This window comes from Dolichospermum sp. DET69, assembly GCA_017355425.1.
Classification (GTDB): domain Bacteria; phylum Cyanobacteriota; class Cyanobacteriia; order Cyanobacteriales; family Nostocaceae; genus Dolichospermum.
In genome coordinates, this window is the sequence record CP070233.1 from 4341149 (window position 1) to 4360833 (window position 19685).

Here is a 19685-nt window from a genome sequence, read left to right on the forward strand (position 1 = left end):
GTTCCGACGTTTTCTCCTTCACTATAAATAATGGTTAAGAGTCAGAAGTAAAAAATCATCATCACAAAAATCACAAGAATCAAAAAAATCACAGTTCCGACGTTTTCTCATTCACTATAAATAATGGTTAAGAGTTCAGAAGTAAAAAAAATCATCATCACAAAAATCACAAGAATCAAAAAAATCACAGTTCCGACGTTTTCTCATTCACTATAAATAATGGTTAAGAGTCAGAATTCAGAGGGAACAGGGAACGGGCAACAGGGAACAGGAAAAACTCATGTTTAAAAACATGAGATTGAAATAATGACACTGTTTTTTTTCGGGCTACGCATCTTAAAAAACATCTTCTTTTTGACTGAGCTTTAAACTCAGCAACTTTTGTTTCTTATCTGTTCCCTGTTCCCTGTTCCCTGTTCCCTTCTTTTGTAAAAAAATCATCATCACAAAAATCACAAGAATCAAAAAAATCACAGTTCCGACGTTTTCCACCAACAATCTTCAAGATTCCCAATCAAGTGTTGACGGGAAGCAGTGAATTGTTGAATCACACTCCAAAGTTGTATAGCTGCGGTGGGATTATTTATTTCTACTGTCAAAGGCTGATTAGTTTCACAGACACAGGGAATATCTAACTCTTGCAAGCGTAGATAAACCTGCCAACGATCTTCCCATTTTATATCAACAACGTGCCTTGTATTTGTTTCTGTACTAGAAGAATTCAAATGAATAGCCCTCACAATGCCATAAATTTGCAGTAAAACTAGAAACTTACAGCCTAAATTTACAACTTAGTCGAAGTTTAGCTTCTTTATTTAGAATACACTAACTGCCAAAGATTGTCATTAATTTTGAGAAAAAATCTCATTTTTATTTTATCAATAGGTATGCACACTTTGAGATTAAAGTCAATATAAATACTGAATATATACCTAAAAAGGCAGATATAGCAAAAAAACTGATACTTATGATTGCGAATAATCCAAAAGTTTTTAAGATTTAGTAGCCTTGCTTTTATTTGGAAAATGTTAATATGTAAACTGTAAGCAGTTAAAAATCATAACTGTTAAAAAAAGAGGAAAACCATGTCTGATACGCAAACTATATTACATAACTTTGGTCAGGTTTATGACAATCCCGTATTACTAGATCACAGTGTCACTGTGACCGTTGTTGAAGGATTTAATGTCGTATTGGCTAGTTTTCAGGCATTGTATTTACAATACCAAAAGCATCATTTTGTAGTTGAAGGAGCAGAATTCAGTTCACTACATGAATTTTTTAACACTAACTACAAAGAAGTACAAGATCACATCCATGAAATTGGCGAACGTTTAAATGGTTTGGGGGGAATACCAGCAGCAAGTTTCAGTAAATTAGCTGAATTATGCTGTTTTGAACCAGAAGTAGATGGCGTATTTTCTGCCCGGAAGATGGTAGAAAATGACCTAGTTGCCGAACAAGCATTAATTGGGATAATTCGCCGTCAAGCCTCACAAGCTGAGAGTTTAGGAGATAGAGGTACACGCTATTTGTACGAAAAAATCCTGCTAAAAACGGAAGAAAGAGCTTATCATTTAGCACATTTCTTAGCTAAAGATAGTTTAACTTTAGGTTTTGTGCAAAGGGCTGAAAATTAAACTTTCCATAATCTCAATTTAACCAAATTAAGATAGAGAAAAATTTTAGTAATTGAGACTTTCACAAAATGAACCCTTGTGGCAGAAATGGTAACTTACGCTTTTCTGCCATTTTCTATATCAGGCATTTAAAACTAATTATTTTTATATATCCAACAATAAATTAGTTGAGTTATTTTAATTCAGCAATTGCCAATATTTTATAATATCATTTCTAGAATAATTGAACGCAGATAAACACAAGATGAACACAGATAAGGAAAGATAAATTAATTATCTGTGCAGCTTTATTGCTATAATCCATAATGAATAAATAAACACTTAAATTTTCTTGTGTGCCTCTGCATGAGAAAAAAACGTAAAAACCAGCAACAAAAACCCCCGTTCCCATTATTTATTTCCCTTCCCGTGATCAAAACCCGGAAAACTTGCTAAGGAATGGGATGATTAGGGGTTAAAGACCTTTAAAATAGTCAAGATTTGTATTTTTGTAATTTAAGGTAAAAACTATGCCCCGTCGTCAAGACCTCAAAAAAATTCTCCTGTTAGGTTCAGGACCAATTGTGATTGGCCAAGCCTGCGAATTTGACTACTCTGGAACTCAAGCCTGTAAAGCCTTGCGAGAAGAAGGCTATGAGGTTGTGTTGGTGAACTCCAACCCGGCTACAATCATGACAGACCCGGAAACAGCAGACCGTACCTATATTGAACCGCTGACACCGGAAATAGTCGAAAAAGTTATTGCCAAAGAACGTCCAGATGCTTTATTGCCCACAATGGGGGGACAAACCGCTCTTAACTTGGCTGTAGCTTTGGCAAAAAATGGCGTTTTAGACAAATACAACGTTGAGTTAATTGGTGCGAAGTTACCCGCAATTGAAAAAGCCGAAGACAGAAAACTATTTAACGAAGCAATGGCTAAGATTGGGGTGGCTGTGTGTCCCAGTGGTACAGCCTCAACTTTAGACGAATCAAAAGCGATCGCTCTCCAAATCGGGACATATCCCTTAATTATCCGTCCAGCCTTTACAATGGGGGGGACTGGTGGTGGTATAGCCTATAATCAAGAAGAATTTGAAGAAATGGCACAAATAGGGATTGACGCTAGTCCCGTCTCCCAAATTCTCATTGACCAATCTTTGCTAGGTTGGAAAGAGTATGAACTAGAAGTTATGCGGGATTTAGCAGATAACGTTGTAATTATCTGTTCCATTGAAAATATAGACCCTATGGGGATTCATACCGGAGATTCTATCACCGTTGCTCCTGCCCAAACCCTAACCGATAAAGAATATCAACGGTTACGGGATATGTCCATTAAAATCATCCGGGAAATTGGCGTAGAAACCGGCGGTTCTAATATCCAGTTTGCAGTAAATCCCGTCAATGGTGATGTGGTCGTGATTGAAATGAATCCCCGTGTCTCCCGTAGTTCGGCTTTATCTTCTAAAGCTACAGGGTTTCCCATTGCCAAAATTGCGGCTAAGTTAGCTGTGGGTTACACTTTGGATGAACTGCAAAACGATATCACCAAGAAAACCCCCGCTTGCTTTGAACCAACAATTGATTATGTAGTTACTAAAATTCCTCGGTTTGCGTTTGAAAAATTCCCTGGTTCAGAAGCAATTCTCACTACGCAGATGAAGTCTGTAGGGGAAGCAATGGCGATTGGCCGGACATTTAATGAATCCTTTCAAAAAGCTTTGCGTTCTTTAGAAACAGGCCGGGCTGGTTGGGGTTGCGATAAAGCGGAAAAATTGCCTAGTGGGGAACAAATTCGCGCCCAGTTGCGGACACCCAACCCAGAACGCATTTTCTCTGTGCGTCATGCTATGCAGCTAGGAATGAGTAATGAGGAAATTTATGAACTGACGGCAATTGATCCTTGGTTTTTAGATAAATTAAAAGAACTGCTAGAAATAGAAAAATTTCTCAAACGCACTCCTTTGAAGCAGTTGACAAAGGAGCAAATGTATGAAGTGAAGCGGAATGGATTTAGCGATCGCCAAATAGCTTATGCTACTAAAACCAAAGAAGATGAAGTTCGCACATATCGCAAACAGCTAGAAGTTATCCCAGTTTACAAAACCGTTGATACCTGTGCGGCTGAATTTGAAGCTCTGACTCCATATTACTATTCCACTTACGAAGAAGAAACGGAAGTATTACCAACTGATAAGCCCAAGGTGATGATTTTGGGTGGTGGTCCTAACCGCATTGGCCAAGGAATTGAGTTTGATTATTGTTGTTGTCATGCTGCATACTCTTTACATGATGCAGGTTATGAAACAATAATGGTCAACTCTAACCCAGAAACTGTTTCTACAGATTACGATACCAGCGATCGCCTGTATTTTGAACCATTAACGAAAGAAGACATTCTCAATATCATCGAAGCCGAGAACCCTGTGGGGATAATTGTCCAATTCGGTGGACAAACACCATTAAAATTAGCCGTTCCCCTACAAGAGTATTTAGAAGAGTCTCAGAGTATCACCAAAATTTGGGGAACATCACCCGATTCTATAGATATGGCGGAAAATCGGGAACGGTTTGAAAAGATTCTCCAAAAATTAAATATAGCCCAACCACCAAACGGGATGGCTAGAAGTTACAAAGATGCTTTAATTGTGGCTAAACGGATTGGTTATCCAGTAGTAGTGCGTCCTAGCTATGTATTGGGAGGAAGAGCGATGGAAATCGTTTATTCTGATACTGAGTTAGAACGCTACATGACCTTTGCTGTCCAAGTAGAACCAGATCACCCGATTCTCATTGATAAGTTCTTAGAAAACGCCATTGAAGTGGATGTAGATGCGATCGCCGATCATACTGGTAATGTCGTCATTGGTGGCATCATGGAACACATTGAACAAGCGGGGATTCACTCCGGTGACTCAGCTTGTTCCTTACCTTCTATCTCCCTGTCTCCAGCGGTACTAAGCCAAATTCGCTTATGGACAGTTCAACTAGCACAAGCTCTGTCTGTAGTAGGATTAATGAATATTCAATTTGCCGTAGTTGGGGCAAATGGTTATTCTCCCCAAGTGTATATTTTGGAAGCTAACCCCAGAGCATCACGGACTGTTCCCTTTGTATCTAAAGCCACAGGTGTACAATTAGCCAAACTGGCATCTTTAGTTATGTCGGGTAAAACCTTAGAGGAAGTGAAATTTACCAAAGAAGTAATTCCCTCTCATATTGCTGTCAAAGAAGCCGTTTTACCATTTAGTAAATTCCCCGGTACAGATACTATCTTGGGTCCAGAAATGCGCTCAACTGGGGAAGTTATGGGTATTGACAGCGATTTTGGTCGCGCTTTTGCTAAAGCGGAATTAGGTGCAGGGGAAAAAATACCCCTTCAGGGGACTGTATTTGTTTCCATGAGTGACAGAGATAAACCTCTGGCGGCAGATGTCGTTAAGGAGTTTATTAAGTTAGGCTTTACAATTATGGCTACCCAAGGGACTCGTAAAGTTCTTCAGGAACAAGGGTTACAGATTGAATCTGTCCTCAAACTCCATGAAGGTCGTCCCCACGTCCTGGATGCGATTAAGAATCAAAAAATTCAACTCATCATCAATACACCCTCTGGAGAAGAAGCTCATGCCGATTCTAAGTTAATTCGGCGCACGGCGTTGGGTTACAAAATCCCCATTATTACCACTATTGCTGGTGCTAGGGCGACAGCCGCAGCTATCCGTTCTATGCAGAATACAACTTTGGATGTCAAGGTGATTCAGGAATATTGTCCGATGAATTAGTCTGAACTGTGATTTGTTTGATTTTTGTGATTTTTGTGATTTCGAGGAGAAATTAATCACTGTCTGAACTGTGATTTGTTTGATTTTTGTGATTTTTGTGATTTTGAGGAGAAATTAATTACTGTCTGAACTGTGATTTGTTTGATTTTTGTGATTTTTGTGATTTTGAGGAGAAATTAATTACTGTCTGAACTGTGATTTGTTTGATTTTTGTGATTTTTGTGATTTTGAGGAGAAATTAATTACTGTCTGAACTGTGATTTGTTTGATTTTTGTGATTTTTGTGATTTTGAGGAGAAATTAATTACTGTCTGAACTGTGATTTGTTTGATTTTTGTGATTTTTGTGATTTTGAGGAGAAATTAATTACTGTCTGAACTGTGATTTGTTTGATTTTTGTGATTTTTGTGATTTTGAGGAGAAATTAATTACTGTCTGAACTGTGATTTGTTTGATTTTTGTGATTTTTGTGATTTTGAGGAGAAATTAATCACTGTCTGAACTGTGATTTGTTTGATTTTTGTGATTTTTGTGATTTTCAGACGAAATTAATCATCTTCATCAAAATAATCACAAAAATCATAGTTCAGACAGTAGGGGAAATTATTCATAATTAATCATCTTCATCAAAATAATCACAAAAATCATAGTTCAGACAGTAGGGGAAATTATTCATAATTAATCATCTTCATCAAAATAATCACAAAAATCATAGTTCAGACAGTAGGGGAAATCATTCATAACTAATCATCTTCATGAAAATAATCACAAAAATCACAGTTCAGACATTATTAAGCAATTGTTACAAAAGAATCATTATGGTTATCATTGAGATATTTTAACAAATATGAGGAAGCTATTTCTTCGCTAGAGAATTGATCGTCATCCCAGTAAATGTATGTAATTCAGTAATTCCAGAGTTTTAGGTGGGATCGCATTACTGCGAAAGTGCGGGTTTCGCGGTAGTCAACTTATTCTCATAAATGTTACAATTATTAATATTCCCGAAAACACAAAAAATGTTTGACTTGCTACTGTGTATCTAACTATAGATACTTGTGGAAACAAGGAAACAAATATAACCTTTAGTGAGGAAGTACCTAATTTCCCAAAATATGAGCAGCCTGAGTTTATCGGGTGTAACTATCCCCAAACATTATTCCGTTAACAACTCTATCAGCAAACCCACTATTACCAAAGAGTAGCGCCATGAAGACCGCTCAATCAGCCACCGACCTCGTGCGGACTTACCTGCGTGAGATTGGCCGTGTACCACTCCTCACCCACGAAGAAGAGATTTTTTATGGTAAACAGGTGCAACGATCTACTGCCTTGCATGAGATCAGGGCAGGTCTTGCTACCCAGTTAGGCCATGAACCAACTGTAGAAGAATGGGCAGTAGCCTCTAATATAGAAGTATCAGAATTAAATGGGGCGATCGCTATTGGTGAAATAGCTAAACGGAAAATGGTAGAAGCCAATCTCCGATTAGTCGTTTCTGTCGCCAAAAAGTACATCAAACGCAATGTTGATTTACTTGACCTGATTCAAGAAGGCAGTATTGGTATGCAAAGGGGTGTAGAAAAATTTGACCCTACCAAAGGCTATAGATTTTCTACTTATGCCTATTGGTGGATACGTCAAGCCATTACTCGTGCTATTGCCGAAAAAGCCCGGACTATTCGCTTACCTATTCATATTACGGAAAAACTCAACAAAATTAAAAAAGCCCAGCGTCAACTTTCCCAAGGACTAGGACGAGCGCCCACAGTAGCGGAATTATCCCAAGAATTGGACTTAACACCCAAACAGGTGCGAGATTATCTAGAAAAAGCCCGGCTGCCATTATCTCTAGACTTGCGGTTAGGAGATAACTATGACACCGAACTGGGGGAAATGTTAGAAGACACAGGGGCAACACCGGAAGATTTTGTGATGCAAACTTCCCTATCCTATGACTTAGAACGGATGATGTCAGAACTGACTCCCCAACAAAAGGAAGTCATTAGTCTCCGCTTTGGTTTGGTAGATGGACAATCCTTAACTTTGGCTAAAATTGGTGAAATCCTGAATATTAGCCGAGAACGAGTCCGACAAATTGAACGCGAAGCCTTAAACAAACTTCGCAAATCTAAAGCCACTATGAATGAGTATCTTGCAAGTTAGTCAGTTGTTATTAGTCAATGATCCGTTTTCTTACGGCTTTATGGGTGGAGTTTCCCCACCCATACTCACTAATAGGTGAAAAACACTCCCATTTTGGTACGGTTACACCGACTCCCTCGAAAGGAATAAACTGTTAGATTGGTTGACATAAATTATATAATAGTCAACTAAATCGAATAGGCAATAACTATCAGTTATTTCAGTCACAAACACCGTCGTTAGTAGTGGCAGTACAGGAGAGTCAAACATGAGTAACCCATCCAATCGAGTATCAGAATTTTTTAATAGTGAGTCGGAAGCAACTAATTTATTATGGCAATACGTTAAATCATTAACTCCAGAGACAATTAACCAATTATCTAAACCTACTTCTACTGAAGTGTTGCAGGTAATGGAACGGAATATTATTGGACTTTTAGGCAATCTTCCTTCAGAACATTTCGGTATTACTATTTCTACTAGTCGTGAAAGCTTAGGTCGCTTATTGGCATCTGCGATGATTAGTGGTTACTTTTTGCGGAATGCAGAACAAAGAATGGGTTTTGAGATGGTTGTACAGGCAACAGAAGCTAATAATAGCGAAGTTGAATAATATTCTTTTAGAAAAATTATCAAAATAAATATCAACTCGGTAGAGATATAATCAGTCTACCGAGTTTTTTTGTTATTTATTGGTAATGGGTAATTATATGAATGAAAGTAGTTCTTCTATTCCTCATAAAATTATTGGTGTTGCTGTTATTTGGAATGACCAAAAACAGATTTTAATTGATAAACGGCTTCCCCAAGGTGCAATGGGTGGTTTATGGGAATTTCCGGGGGGAAAAATTGAAGTTGGTGAAACTATTCAAGAATGTATTAAACGAGAAATTTCGGAAGAGTTGGGAATAGAAATTGCCGTTGGAAAACATCTGATTACTATTGATCACACCTATAGTCATTTGCGGGTGACTTTGACGGTACATCATTCTCAATATTTAGCTGGTGTTCCCCAAGCCATAGAATGTGATGAGATTCGCTGGGTAAGTTTGGATGAATTGGATAATTTTACTTTTCCAGAAGCGAATAGGGAAATTATTGCAGCTTTGAGGAATAAGGATTAATAAAAATGATTATTCTGAATTATTTTAATTTATAAGTCTCTCCTTTATTAACTAATATTTCTCCCGTTAATAAATCTTTCACAGTTGCTAATAAAGTCCGTCGAGAATCAACTTCAAATAACACAGATATTCTATCAAATCCTGCTTCTCCTGGAGGGTTAAGTTTTGCCACACAAACCTGTTGATTTTGACTATCTAGGGAACGATAACTTTCTTGATGTTCAAGAGTGCTGCTGGTCATTCTTCCCGACGCATCAAAAGCAATTTCCGTTTGTGACATATCACCTAATTCACCAATATCTAAGAGGTTGTTTGAAAACTTTTTCGTGTGGTATCTAACACCCGCAGATCCCCCTAAATCCCCCTTAAAAAGGGGGACTTTGAGGAATTTAGCCCCCCTTTGTAAGGGGGGGGTTGGGGGGATCTCGATTAATTCTGATACTTTTCAAACATCCTCTAAGCTACCGACGTTTTTTAATGATTCATTGGCGGTGTAAAATTCTAAGATTCCAGTTTGTCTAACTGCTTGTTTTTTCTCTTCTAATACTCTATCAATATCTGTTTCGTTGACTTGTCCTTTTGCTGCTAAAGCTGCGGCTAAAACTCTTCTAATTCTGGCGCGACTTAATCCTTGACAGGCTTTGATTAATTGTTCTTTTCCTAGTCCATTTAAGTTAAGTTTTTCGGGGACTATTAATTGATGAATTAAATAATCAATTTCTTGGATGTTGGGTAAGGGAAAATCAATAACTGTAACTTCTTCTTGTAGTTCCGGGGGAATGGTTAATGTATGACTGGTGAGGATGAGGGTTTGGCGTGTGCTATTATTGTCAGAATCAGGATGACCAGGATTTGAGGATGTACAGGATGTGATTGTTTAATTATTGGTTAGTTGTTAATGATTAGTATAGAGAAAAGTGAATATTCATGAAGTGAGATGGAAAATTATTGTCTGATAGCGAAGCGTGGCGTAAGCCATATCAGGATGTCCAGGATTTAAGGATGTACAGGATGTGATTGTTTAATTATTGGTTAGTTGTTAATGATTAGTATAGAGAAAAGTGAATATTCATGAAGTGAGATGGAAGAATAAATATATGAATCTCATCTATCAATCATCAAATAACAATCCTGTCAATCCTCTAATCCTGGTTATCCTGATTCAGACAAATTCATCAAATAACCATGAGGTTGAATTTATTTAAATCACAAAAATATCCACAGCCACAATCCATTAAAATTAATTAAAATTATTTATTTATCAACGATGATTTTCTACAATAGTTAAAAAGACTTTTATAAAAGGTGTAAGTAAAAAAATGTCTAAAACCGTTGCTGACGTGATGAGTCGTGATCCTATTCTCGTTCATCCTCAAACTCCCTTAAAAGAAGCCATCCAAATTTTAGCAGAAAAACGAATTAGCGGTTTACCTGTAATTGATGATGCAGGTAAATTAGTAGGAATTATCTCAGAAACAGACTTGATGTGGCAAGAAACTGGTGTCACTCCCCCAGCTTACATCATGATTTTGGATAGTGTGATTTATTTACAAAATCCTGCCACCTATGACCGAGATTTACATAAGGCTTTAGGACAAACTGTAGGGGAAGTTATGAGTAAAAATCCTCTTACTATTTCTCCTGATAAACCATTAAGAGAAGCAGCAAAACTAATACAAGAACACAAAGTTCACCGTCTCCCAGTCCTTGACAGTGTGGGTAAGGTAATTGGTATTCTAACTCGTGGTGATATTATTCGCTCTATGGCTACTGAGTAGATATTGGGGAGTAGAGGAATAGGGTACACAAATATTCTTTTGCAACTGACAACTGACAACTGACCACTGACAAAGGACAATTAAATGAGTGTTTCGGCTGATAGTATCAAAGAGTTACTGAGTTCTGAAAATTTAGGCGATCGCTTGCGTGCAGTCAATCAAATTCGGGAACTAGAACCACAAATTGGTTTAGAATTAGTACAGATTGCTATTAGTGATAGTAGTGCGCGGGTGCGTTATTCAGCGGTAAGTCAAATGGATACCCTGGGAACACAGGATTTACCATTATCCTTGAAGATATTACGGGGTTTACTGAATGATCCTGAAGCAGATGTTCAAGCAGCCGCAGCAGACTGTTTAGGTGCGCTAAAATTACATGACGCTTTTGAAGATATAGAAAAGCTTTATCAGAAAACACCAGAATGGTTGGTAAAGTTTAGCATTATTGCCACATTAGGAGAATTAGGAGATCCGCGAGGCTTTGAATTACTAATACAAGCACTGGCTTCAGATAATGGCTTAATTCAAACTGCGGCCATTAGTTCTTTTGGTGAGTTGGGAGATCCAAAAGCAGTTCCTCTCCTAGTTCCTTACAGCACTAATCCAGATTGGCAAGTGCGTTATAGAGTTGTTCAAGCATTAACTCGCTTGGGCAATGATGAAGCTAAATCTGTTTTAGCAACTTTGGTAAATGACGAAGTAGAAGCCATATCTAATGAAGCTAAAAAAGCTTTGGAATTAGTTTAAATCTTATAGATCCCCGACTTCTTAGAGGATACTGCTGGCAAATAGGGGGTCACACCCCCCAGTCCCACGATAAAACAAGGTTTTCGGCAAGCGATCGCATAATTATGATTACACCGTAAACCCTATAAAATCGTAGGGGTGAGGGGTGATACCCCTGAATGACCAGCGGTATCCTTAGAGAAGTCGGGGATCTGAGATTAACCACCATATACCTGCGGCCAAGTCGTCAGTAAAAAGACTACAACCGCGCTGATAGCTAAGACACCTTGAATTAAATTCCCGACAACTGTTCCGACGGTAATTCCTATACCAGCTTTCACCGCAGGCCATAATTGACGTTGGTAAAGAAACTCACCCACAATCGCTCCTAACAGTGGTCCGAATAAAATTCCTAATAAGGGTCCACCAAAAGGTAAAGCAGGCAATAATCCGAAAAATCCCAGTAATAAACCCACAAACGCGCCAATTTGTCCCCACTTACTAGCACCGGCTTGTTTTGCTCCGATGTAACCCGCGAGGAAATCAACACCCATACTCAAGACTAAAACAATAATTGTGACAATCAGGGGAATTTTGATCGCTGCAAAGGAATGACTGACAATTCCCCAGATAATAATAGATATTAAAATTAAACTGCTTCCAGGTATAGCTGGAACTACAGCACCAATAATACCTACTAACATGACAGCAATTAACAGCCAATAAATAATTTGCATAATTAGAAAATAGTAGGTTGGGTTAAGCGACAGCGCAACCCAACAAAGTTGAAAAAATGTTGGGTTTCCTTACAGGATGTTTTAAAAGTCCTTCGTCATGTATCTAAAGTATTGAGATCCCCCTAAATCCCCCTTGAAAAGGGGGACTTTGACTCTAATTCCCCCCTTTTTAAGCTATCCATTACCGGGATCTTTCTTAACATTCGTGAGAGCGATCGCTCTCAAACCCCAAACCTTAATCCTCCGTTGATGATTCTCAATAAAATAAGGGTTTTATCAAGAAGAATAAGGTACATTTTGTCAAGAGTAGGGAAATTTTCAAGCGTTGAAACCGTTGCCACATAAATGTTTCAAGATTGTTAAGAAAGATGTGGGTAATGGATAGCTTAAAAAGGGGGGAATTAGAGTCAAAGTCCCCCTTTTTAAGGGGGATTTAGGGGGATCGGATAACGTTTAGCATCCTGTCTAGAGATGTGTGTACACCGTAGCTTTTTAAGGGGGTTAGGGGGGATCTCTTGATACAACTTAATACTTTATAAACATTCTCTTCAGTCAACCCAACCTACTGCTGACAAAATTTATTACTCATTACCAAGGGTTACAGCCAACTTATCAGCAATTCCCCCAATCCAGTTTTCATCTTGTTTTGTATAACTGCGGGGAGCATTTGCAGCTAAAATCAAAACCCCTTGATTTCCAATAGGTTGACAAATTACACCTTGAGTATTTTCTGGCAAATAATCAAATTCGATTTTACCAGGATAGACATACAAAGCAACTAAATAAATTGGCTTTTGTGTTTCTAATACTTTTTTTAAGATTATTCCTGGTGTCACTTCTGATTTAGCAGCCAGAATACCGCGACGCAATATAACTTTACCTTGATAGTAGACTATAAGCGATCGCGTGACTGTATTTGTTAATAATAACCGCGTTGCCCAGGCTAATTCTATTTTCACGGTTTCTGGTAAATCTGCTGCTAAAAAAAATCCCTCTTCTCCAATTAGTTCTACTGTTTCAGGTGTGCGTGGCTGTACCTGTTGCCAAATTAAACCCGTTAAAATCAATACCGCACTCAAAATTACCCCCAGCACATCTCCCCGTGCTTGGGAGTTAGTCAGATCCGGTGTTAACAACCGATTCATTAACAAAAGTACAGCACCTAAACCCCCAACTACTAAGGGTAAACGCCGTAAAATTCGATTAGGGTCATTAGTCATTGGTCATTGGTCATTGGTCATTAGTCATTGGTCATTAGTCATTAGTCATTGGTCATTGGTCATTGGTCATTGGGTTATTCACCTCCCCTACTTCCCCTACTTCTTCTCTGTCAACTGTCAACTGTCAACCGTCAACCGTCAACTGTCAACTGTCAACCGTCAACCGTCAACCGTCAACCGTCAACTGTCAACTGTCAACTACTCTTCCCCTGGTTCTAGTATGCGTTGGAAAAGATAACCAGTACCTCTAGCAGTGAGAATTAATTCTGGGTTACTAGGATCATCTTCTAATTTTGCCCGTAACCGAGAGATATGTACATCTACAACGCGAGTATCTACATGGCGTTCAGGAGTATATCCCCATACTTCTTGCAAAATCTCGGAACGGGAAAAAGCTTCACCAGAACGACTAACTAATAATTCTAATAAGCTGAACTCCATACCAGTTAAGCGAATCCGCTCATCACCTTTATAAACTTGACGCTTATTTGTATCAATTTTGATGGTGCTGACATGAATCACTCCAGAACTAGGAATACCATTTGCACCTGTTTTGTCTACCCGTCGCAATACTGAGCGAATCCGCGCTTCTAGTTCTTTGGGAGAGAATGGTTTCACTACATAATCATCAGCGCCCAATTCTAAGCCCGTGATGCGATCTGCTACATCTCCCAAAGCTGTGAGCATAATAATGGGGACATCTGATTCTTTGCGTAATTCTTGACAAACGCCATAACCATCTAGTTTTGGCATCATTACATCTAAAACTACTAGGTCTGGTTCAGATTTGCGAAATATTTCTAAAGCTTCCTCTCCATCCCCTGCTGTCACCACATCGTAGCCAATCATGGAAAGGCGTGTTTCCAAAATCCGCCGAATGCTGGCTTCGTCGTCTACTACCAGGATTTTTTCTTTATGACTTTCCAATTTTTGTCATGCTCCTTAACTAAAATTTTTCATGATTAATTCTTTAGCTTAACCGACAGAAGCCCCACGTCTGAGCCGATAGGGCCGCGAGGGATGAATGGCGCGTGAATTGACGACGGTTTTCCTACCAACGCGACAGCAAGGAAGGAAGACATGGAGACAATTCACAAATTTTGTGTTATGAACTGAGTATCTCGACAAGGCGAGAGAATAGCGATAATCAAGCTAGATACATGATCATTTTTGTTGATTAACCTTGATTTTGCCTTAGAAGGGGTCAGCCTATCGCCTTAACATCAGTCTTGTTGTTCTCGAAGAGCAAAAAGCTGTTAACTTGGTAGGAAGCCTATACTTCCCTTGCGGGTAAGTGTAGGTAGTTCACTATCATAATATTAAGATATCATTGCTCTCAATTGATTTGGAAAAAGCTTCTAACTATTACTATTAAGTAATGGGACACAATTAATTACACAACTGATTTTTCTGTTCCCTGTTCCCTGTTCCCTGTTCCCTCTCTCAACAAGTGAATTTAATTTTGTCCGACTACTTATTAGATTTGCGTTTTTTCCAAAATTTAAGAAATAATTAAGATTATTAACTAAAATTTAAACATGGCCAAGCCAAAAATCGTTTATATCTGTAGTAGTTGTGCAGCAGAATTTTCCCAATGGTTCGGAAAATGTTCCAATTGCGATACTTATGATTCTTTAGTTGAGCAGAATATTAGTGCTTTTATAGGGGATATATCTAGCCGATCTGGGGTGGGAAATTGGCAAGCTGGAGGTCATAGTAAATCTCATAATAAACCAGCTAAGGCTAGATCATCGCTGACTTTTGAGCAAATTAGCGATCGCCAAATTGCTCGGTGGGAATCCGGTTATGGGGAATTAGATCGAGTTTTAGGTGGTGGTATAGTTCCCGGTTCAATGGTGCTAATTGGTGGCGATCCTGGTATTGGTAAATCTACTTTACTACTGCAAGTATCTCATCAATTAGCCCAGAAATACCGTATCCTTTACGTAACTGGAGAGGAATCAGGACAACAGGTAAAATTGCGTGCTTCTCGGTTGGGAATGTCAAAACCCCCTCTTGTCATTACGGAAGATAATCAAAGCAAAGCCCCTGAAGAAACAGTAAAAGATTCAGAAAAGCCCATAGATCCTGACAGTATCGGCGCAGATTTATATGTATTGCCAGAAACGGATTTAGAGGAGATTTTGCGAGAAATAGACTCTTTGAAACCAAATGTAGCGGTAATAGATAGTATTCAAACGGTATTTCTTCCCGCTTTGACATCAGCACCGGGTTCAGTCGCACAAGTCAGGGAATGTACCGCAGCTTTAATGAAAGTGGCAAAACATGAAGATATTACAATGTTAATTGTGGGTCATGTTACCAAAGAAGGAGCGATCGCTGGACCCAAAGTATTAGAACATTTAGTGGATACTGTATTATATTTTGAAGGCGATCGCTTTGCTTCCCATAGATTATTAAGAACTGTAAAAAACCGTTTCGGAGCTACCCACGAAATTGGGATATTTGAAATGGTTTCCCAAGGGTTAAAAGAAGTTGATAATCCTTCTGAGCTATTTTTAGGTAATCGTGACGATCCTGCTCCTGGTACAGCCATTGTTGTTGCTTGTGAAGGAACAAGACCCATAGTAGTAGAATTGCAAGCTTTAGTTAGTCCTACCAGTTATCCCTCTCCTCGACGCGCTGGCACAGGCATAGACTATAACCGTTTAGTGCAGATTCTCGCCGTATTAGAAAAGCGTGTGGGGATACCCATGTCCAAATTAGATTCCTACGTTGCTTCTGCGGGGGGATTAAGCGTCGAAGAACCAGCAGTAGATTTAGGAATTGCGGTGGCGATTGTTGCCAGTTTCCGAGATCGGATAGTTGATCCTGGTACAGTCTTAATTGGGGAAGTCGGATTAGGGGGACAAGTGCGATCAGTTTCCCAAATGGAATTAAGATTAAAAGAAGCAGCAAAATTAGGATTTAAAAGAGCAATAGTTCCTAAAGGCACAAAATTTCCAGAGATTGGGATTGAGATATTACCAGTAGGTAAAGTCATAGATGCAATTATTGCGGCTGTACCACATCAAGAATTGACAGAAGAAGATTTAGAACCTGATGAGGATGAATAATCTTTTCTGCTTTTAATATTTTATCAAATCGCTGTAATACCCCTGCCTCAACGCTTCCTAGGCAGGGGATGTAAAGCGGTCAAAAACGAAACACCTTCTGCCCAGAATTGAGCGTAAGCGAAATTAGGGAAGAAGGTAGTTGAGTTTTTGATAATCATGCTATACTATTTTATGTAGCAAGAATAGACATAAATGATTGTATTTGAGGCAAAACTTGAAGGACGAAACGAGCAGTACGAATCACTCGATGAAGCGATTCGTACTGCTCGTTTTGTGCGTAATAGCTGCCTGAGATACTGGATGGACAACAAGGGCGTTGGACGCTATGACCTAAATAAATTTTGCGCTGTACTTGCAGCCAGTATTGAGTTTCCTTGGGTTAACAAGCTGAACTCAATGGCAAGGCAAGCCAGTGCTGAAAGGGCGTGGTCTGCTATTGCTCGGTTCTTCGATAACTGCAAAAAAGGTAAACCAGGGAAAAAGGGATTCCCAAAGTTCAAGAAAGAACAAACACATGGTTCTGTTGAGTACAAAACCTGTGGGTGGAAACTTTCTGATGACCGCAGGTATATCACTTTCTCGGATGGATTCAAGGCAGGAACCTTTAAACTTTGGGGAACCCGTGATCTGCATTTCTACCAACTTAAACAGTTTAAGAGGGTGCGGGTTGTGCGTCGTGCAGATGGCTATTATTGCCAGTTTTGCATCGACCATGAACGAGTTGAAAGACGAGAACCAACGGGTAAAACTATTGGTATTGATGTAGGTCTAAACCACTTCTACACCGATAGCAACGGGGAGACAGTCGCCAGCCCTAGACATCTTCGCAAAAGCGAGAAGTCTTTGAAACGATTGCAACGCCGGATGTCTAAGACTAAAAAAGGTTCTCAAAACAGAATCAAGTTGAGAAAAAAACTTGGATTAAAGCATCTCAAAGTAAGTCGCCAGCGTAAAGACTTTGCTATGAAAACGGCAAGGTGCGTAGTGAGGTCTAACGACCTTGTGGCGTATGAAGATTTGATGGTGCGGAATATGGTGAAAAATCACCGTTTGGCTAAGTCGATTAGTGACGTTTCGTGGTCGCTGTTCCGTGAGTGGATTGAGTATTTCGGCAAGGTATTTGGTGTGGTCACGGTTGCCGTTCCACCTCACTATACTTCGCAGAATTGCTCTAATTGTGGTGAGGTTGTCAAAAAAACTCTTAGCACTAGAACTCATGTTTGCCCTCACTGTGGGCATACGCAAGACAGGGATTGGAACGCGGCACGGAACATATTAGAAAAAGGATTGAGTACGGCGGGTCACGTCGGAACTAACGCCTCTGGAGAGACTGATCAATACTTGGGTGAGGAAACTCCTCCAAGCAAATCAACTCGTGGAAAGAGGAAGCCCAAAGAGCGATCTTTGGAATCCCCACCCTCTACGAAGTAGGGTGGGGAGGATGTCAATTGTGATGAAATTTTGGGAATCTATAGAACATGACAATGGAGTTTCTTGGGCTTTAGCAATGGTAGTAAATAAAGTTAAAGTTGCGGCTAATAAACCTGTAATGATTGAGTATTTCATGGCTTAATTTGAGATGGATAAAAATCAAATATGAGTCCCATAGCAAAAATGGACGTTTTTTTGAAACTTTAGTTTCGCTTTGAAATCATCCAAATCATAGAAATCAAACAAATCACAGTTCAGACAAGAGATTAAATCATCCAAATCATAGAAATCAAACAAATCACAGTTCAGACAAGAGATTAAATCATCCAAATCATAGAAATCAAACAAATCACAGTTCAGACAAGAGAGTAAAAAATCAATGATATGGGTTAAAGAAGAAGAATCTAGCAGAATACAGAAAAAGACAGGGAATTTATTCCCTGTCTTATAGCTAAAGTCGGTTAAAACCGACTATTGATTGGTTTGGTGGGTGGGTGTGGGGTTCATGTACATCACTCAATCAAGAATCACTATATTAACTTTGAGCAATACCTTCTTCCCGTGCGGCTTGTTGGACAGCAGCAGCCACAGCAGTAGCCACACGCTTATCAAAGACGGAAGGAATAATATGTTCCCGATTCAAGTCAGAGGGTTTAACTAAAGAAGCGATCGCACTGGCAGCTTCTAAACACATAGTAGTAGTAATTGTACTGGCCCGACAATCTAAAGCCCCACGAAACACCCCTGGAAACGCCAGGACGTTATTAATTTGGTTGGGGTAGTCACTCCGACCTGTAGCCATAACAGCAACGTTTTTAGGAGCTAATTCGGGTTGAATTTCGGGAATGGGATTAGCCATTGCAAATACAATTGCATCTTTCGTCATCCCCTGTACCATTTCTGGTGTCAAAACTCCCGGTGCGCTGACACCGATAAACACATCTGCACCTTGGACAGCACCGGCTAAAGTTCCTTGGGCTTTAACCGCAAATTCCAGCTTTTCGGCGGTCAAATCGCTGCGATTAGTGGAAATAATTCCCTTAGAGTCGCACATCAAAATGGTTTGGGCATCGGCTTTGCGGAGTAACCGAGCGATCGCAATCCCAGCCGCACCAGCACCATTAATCACAATGCGGATATCTGCAATAGATTTTTGGACAAGTTTCAGAGAATTAAACAGTGCTGCCAAGGTGACAATAGCTGTACCATGTTGGTCATCATGAAAAATGGGGATATTTAATTCTGCTCGCAATCTTTTTTCAATTTCAAAACAGCGTGGTGCAGCGATATCTTCTAAATTCACACCACCAAATACAGGAGCGATATTTTTAACAGCCTTGACAATCTCATCTGTATCTTGAGTATCTAAACAGATAGGAAAAGCATCAAGCCCCGCAAATTCCTTAAACAGCATGGCTTTCCCTTCCATCACAGGTAAAGCAGCCTCTGGTCCCAAATTGCCCAAACCGAGAACAGCACTGCCATCTGTGACGATAGCCACGGTATTTTGTTTAATAGTCAGATTATATACTTCCTCTGGATTTTCGGCGATCGCCTTACAAATGCGACCAACTCCTGGAGTATAAGCCATTGCTAAATCAGAAACACTTTTGAGAGGAATTCTACTCACAATACTGATTTTGCCACCGCGATGTAAATTAAAAGTGCGGTCATAAACATCAATTACCTTAATATCCGATAATTCCTTTACTCCTTGCACAATGGTTTCCGCGTGTTCCGTACTAGCGGCATCAACTGTAATATCGCGGATAGATTCTTCACGAGTTTGTTCAATTAAATCAATTTGTCCGAGATTACCACCAGTGGAGGCGATCTCTTGAGTCACAGATGCTAACATCCCCACCCGATTGGGAATTTGTAACCGCAGGGTAACACTAAAACTAGAATTAGGAGTAAGATTTTTCATGGTACTAATCTCTATTTTAAAGTTTAGATTTTATATTGAATTGCCACTGCAAATTTTATTTTTACAAAAAACCTGACATTAGAAACAGCTTTTTCTTCTCTGCGTTCTCTGCGCCT

General features: G+C 39.3%; 15 protein-coding genes. 9 read left to right on the top strand and 6 right to left on the bottom strand.

Annotated features, from left to right (window positions below):
• Positions 1 to 470: 470 nt before the first annotated feature.
• Complete coding sequence (locus EZY12_19890; protein QSX70747.1) at positions 471 to 725, bottom strand: hypothetical protein; 255 nt, start codon at positions 723 to 725, stop codon at positions 471 to 473.
• A gap of 360 nt (positions 726 to 1085) precedes the next feature.
• On the opposite strand from EZY12_19890, the gene EZY12_19895 reads away from it, so the two are divergent.
• The 5 genes from EZY12_19895 to mutT all read left to right on the top strand — a co-directional run bounded on the left by EZY12_19895 (position 1086) and on the right by mutT (position 8673).
• Positions 1086 to 1640 (top strand): DNA starvation/stationary phase protection protein, encoded by a 555-nt coding sequence (locus EZY12_19895; GenBank protein QSX66991.1) that lies wholly within the window; start codon positions 1086 to 1088, stop codon positions 1638 to 1640.
• A 509-nt stretch (positions 1641 to 2149) separates the two neighbouring features.
• Positions 2150 to 5404, top strand: a complete 3255-nt coding sequence (gene carB / locus EZY12_19900) for a carbamoyl-phosphate synthase large subunit (GenBank protein ID QSX66992.1) — start codon at positions 2150 to 2152, stop codon at positions 5402 to 5404.
• Positions 5405 to 6613: 1209 nt separating this feature from the next.
• On the top strand, positions 6614 to 7570 hold the full coding sequence (locus EZY12_19905; protein QSX66993.1) for an RNA polymerase sigma factor, RpoD/SigA family: 957 nt from the start codon (positions 6614 to 6616) through the stop codon (positions 7568 to 7570).
• Between the two features lie 247 nt (positions 7571 to 7817).
• Positions 7818 to 8162 (top strand): DUF760 domain-containing protein, encoded by a 345-nt coding sequence (locus EZY12_19910; GenBank protein QSX66994.1) that lies wholly within the window; start codon positions 7818 to 7820, stop codon positions 8160 to 8162.
• Between the two features lie 97 nt (positions 8163 to 8259).
• Positions 8260 to 8673 (top strand): 8-oxo-dGTP diphosphatase MutT, encoded by a 414-nt coding sequence (gene mutT, locus EZY12_19915; protein ID QSX70748.1) that lies wholly within the window; start codon positions 8260 to 8262, stop codon positions 8671 to 8673.
• A gap of 19 nt (positions 8674 to 8692) precedes the next feature.
• On the opposite strand, the gene EZY12_19920 is transcribed toward mutT, so the two are convergent.
• Positions 8693 to 8953, bottom strand: a complete 261-nt coding sequence (locus tag EZY12_19920; GenBank protein ID QSX66995.1) for a hypothetical protein — start codon at positions 8951 to 8953, stop codon at positions 8693 to 8695.
• Between the two features lie 1039 nt (positions 8954 to 9992).
• On the opposite strand from EZY12_19920, the gene EZY12_19925 reads away from it, so the two are divergent.
• Together EZY12_19925 and EZY12_19930 are read left to right on the top strand one after the other, a co-directional pair.
• Positions 9993 to 10451 (top strand): CBS domain-containing protein, encoded by a 459-nt coding sequence (locus EZY12_19925; protein ID QSX66996.1) that lies wholly within the window; start codon positions 9993 to 9995, stop codon positions 10449 to 10451.
• An 84-nt stretch (positions 10452 to 10535) separates the two neighbouring features.
• A complete protein-coding gene (locus EZY12_19930) occupies positions 10536 to 11198 on the top strand; it encodes a HEAT repeat domain-containing protein (protein ID QSX66997.1) in 663 nt (220 codons plus the stop codon).
• A 197-nt stretch (positions 11199 to 11395) separates the two neighbouring features.
• On the opposite strand, the gene EZY12_19935 is transcribed toward EZY12_19930, so the two are convergent.
• From EZY12_19935 to EZY12_19945, 3 genes are all read right to left on the bottom strand, one after another.
• Entirely contained in the window at positions 11396 to 11914 is a 519-nt protein-coding gene (locus tag EZY12_19935; GenBank protein ID QSX66998.1) for a DUF456 family protein, read from the bottom strand.
• Between the two features lie 581 nt (positions 11915 to 12495).
• Positions 12496 to 13134: a cofactor assembly of complex C subunit B gene (locus EZY12_19940; GenBank protein ID QSX66999.1), complete on the bottom strand. Its 639-nt coding sequence runs from the start codon at positions 13132 to 13134 to the stop codon at positions 12496 to 12498.
• Positions 13135 to 13332: 198 nt separating this feature from the next.
• Positions 13333 to 14061: a response regulator transcription factor gene (locus tag EZY12_19945; GenBank protein QSX67000.1), complete on the bottom strand. Its 729-nt coding sequence runs from the start codon at positions 14059 to 14061 to the stop codon at positions 13333 to 13335.
• Between the two features lie 611 nt (positions 14062 to 14672).
• Between EZY12_19945 and radA the strand changes: the two genes are divergently transcribed.
• Together radA and EZY12_19955 are read left to right on the top strand one after the other, a co-directional pair.
• The gene (gene radA, locus EZY12_19950; protein ID QSX67001.1) at positions 14673 to 16211 is read left to right on the top strand and encodes a DNA repair protein RadA; all 1539 of its coding nucleotides are present in this window, start codon (positions 14673 to 14675) and stop codon (positions 16209 to 16211) included.
• A 192-nt stretch (positions 16212 to 16403) separates the two neighbouring features.
• Positions 16404 to 17642: a transposase gene (locus tag EZY12_19955; GenBank protein QSX67002.1), complete on the top strand. Its 1239-nt coding sequence runs from the start codon at positions 16404 to 16406 to the stop codon at positions 17640 to 17642.
• Between the two features lie 535 nt (positions 17643 to 18177).
• Here EZY12_19955 and EZY12_19960 read toward each other — a convergent pair.
• Positions 18178 to 19569: an NAD-dependent malic enzyme gene (locus tag EZY12_19960; GenBank protein ID QSX67003.1), complete on the bottom strand. Its 1392-nt coding sequence runs from the start codon at positions 19567 to 19569 to the stop codon at positions 18178 to 18180.
• Positions 19570 to 19685: the final 116 nt, after the last annotated feature.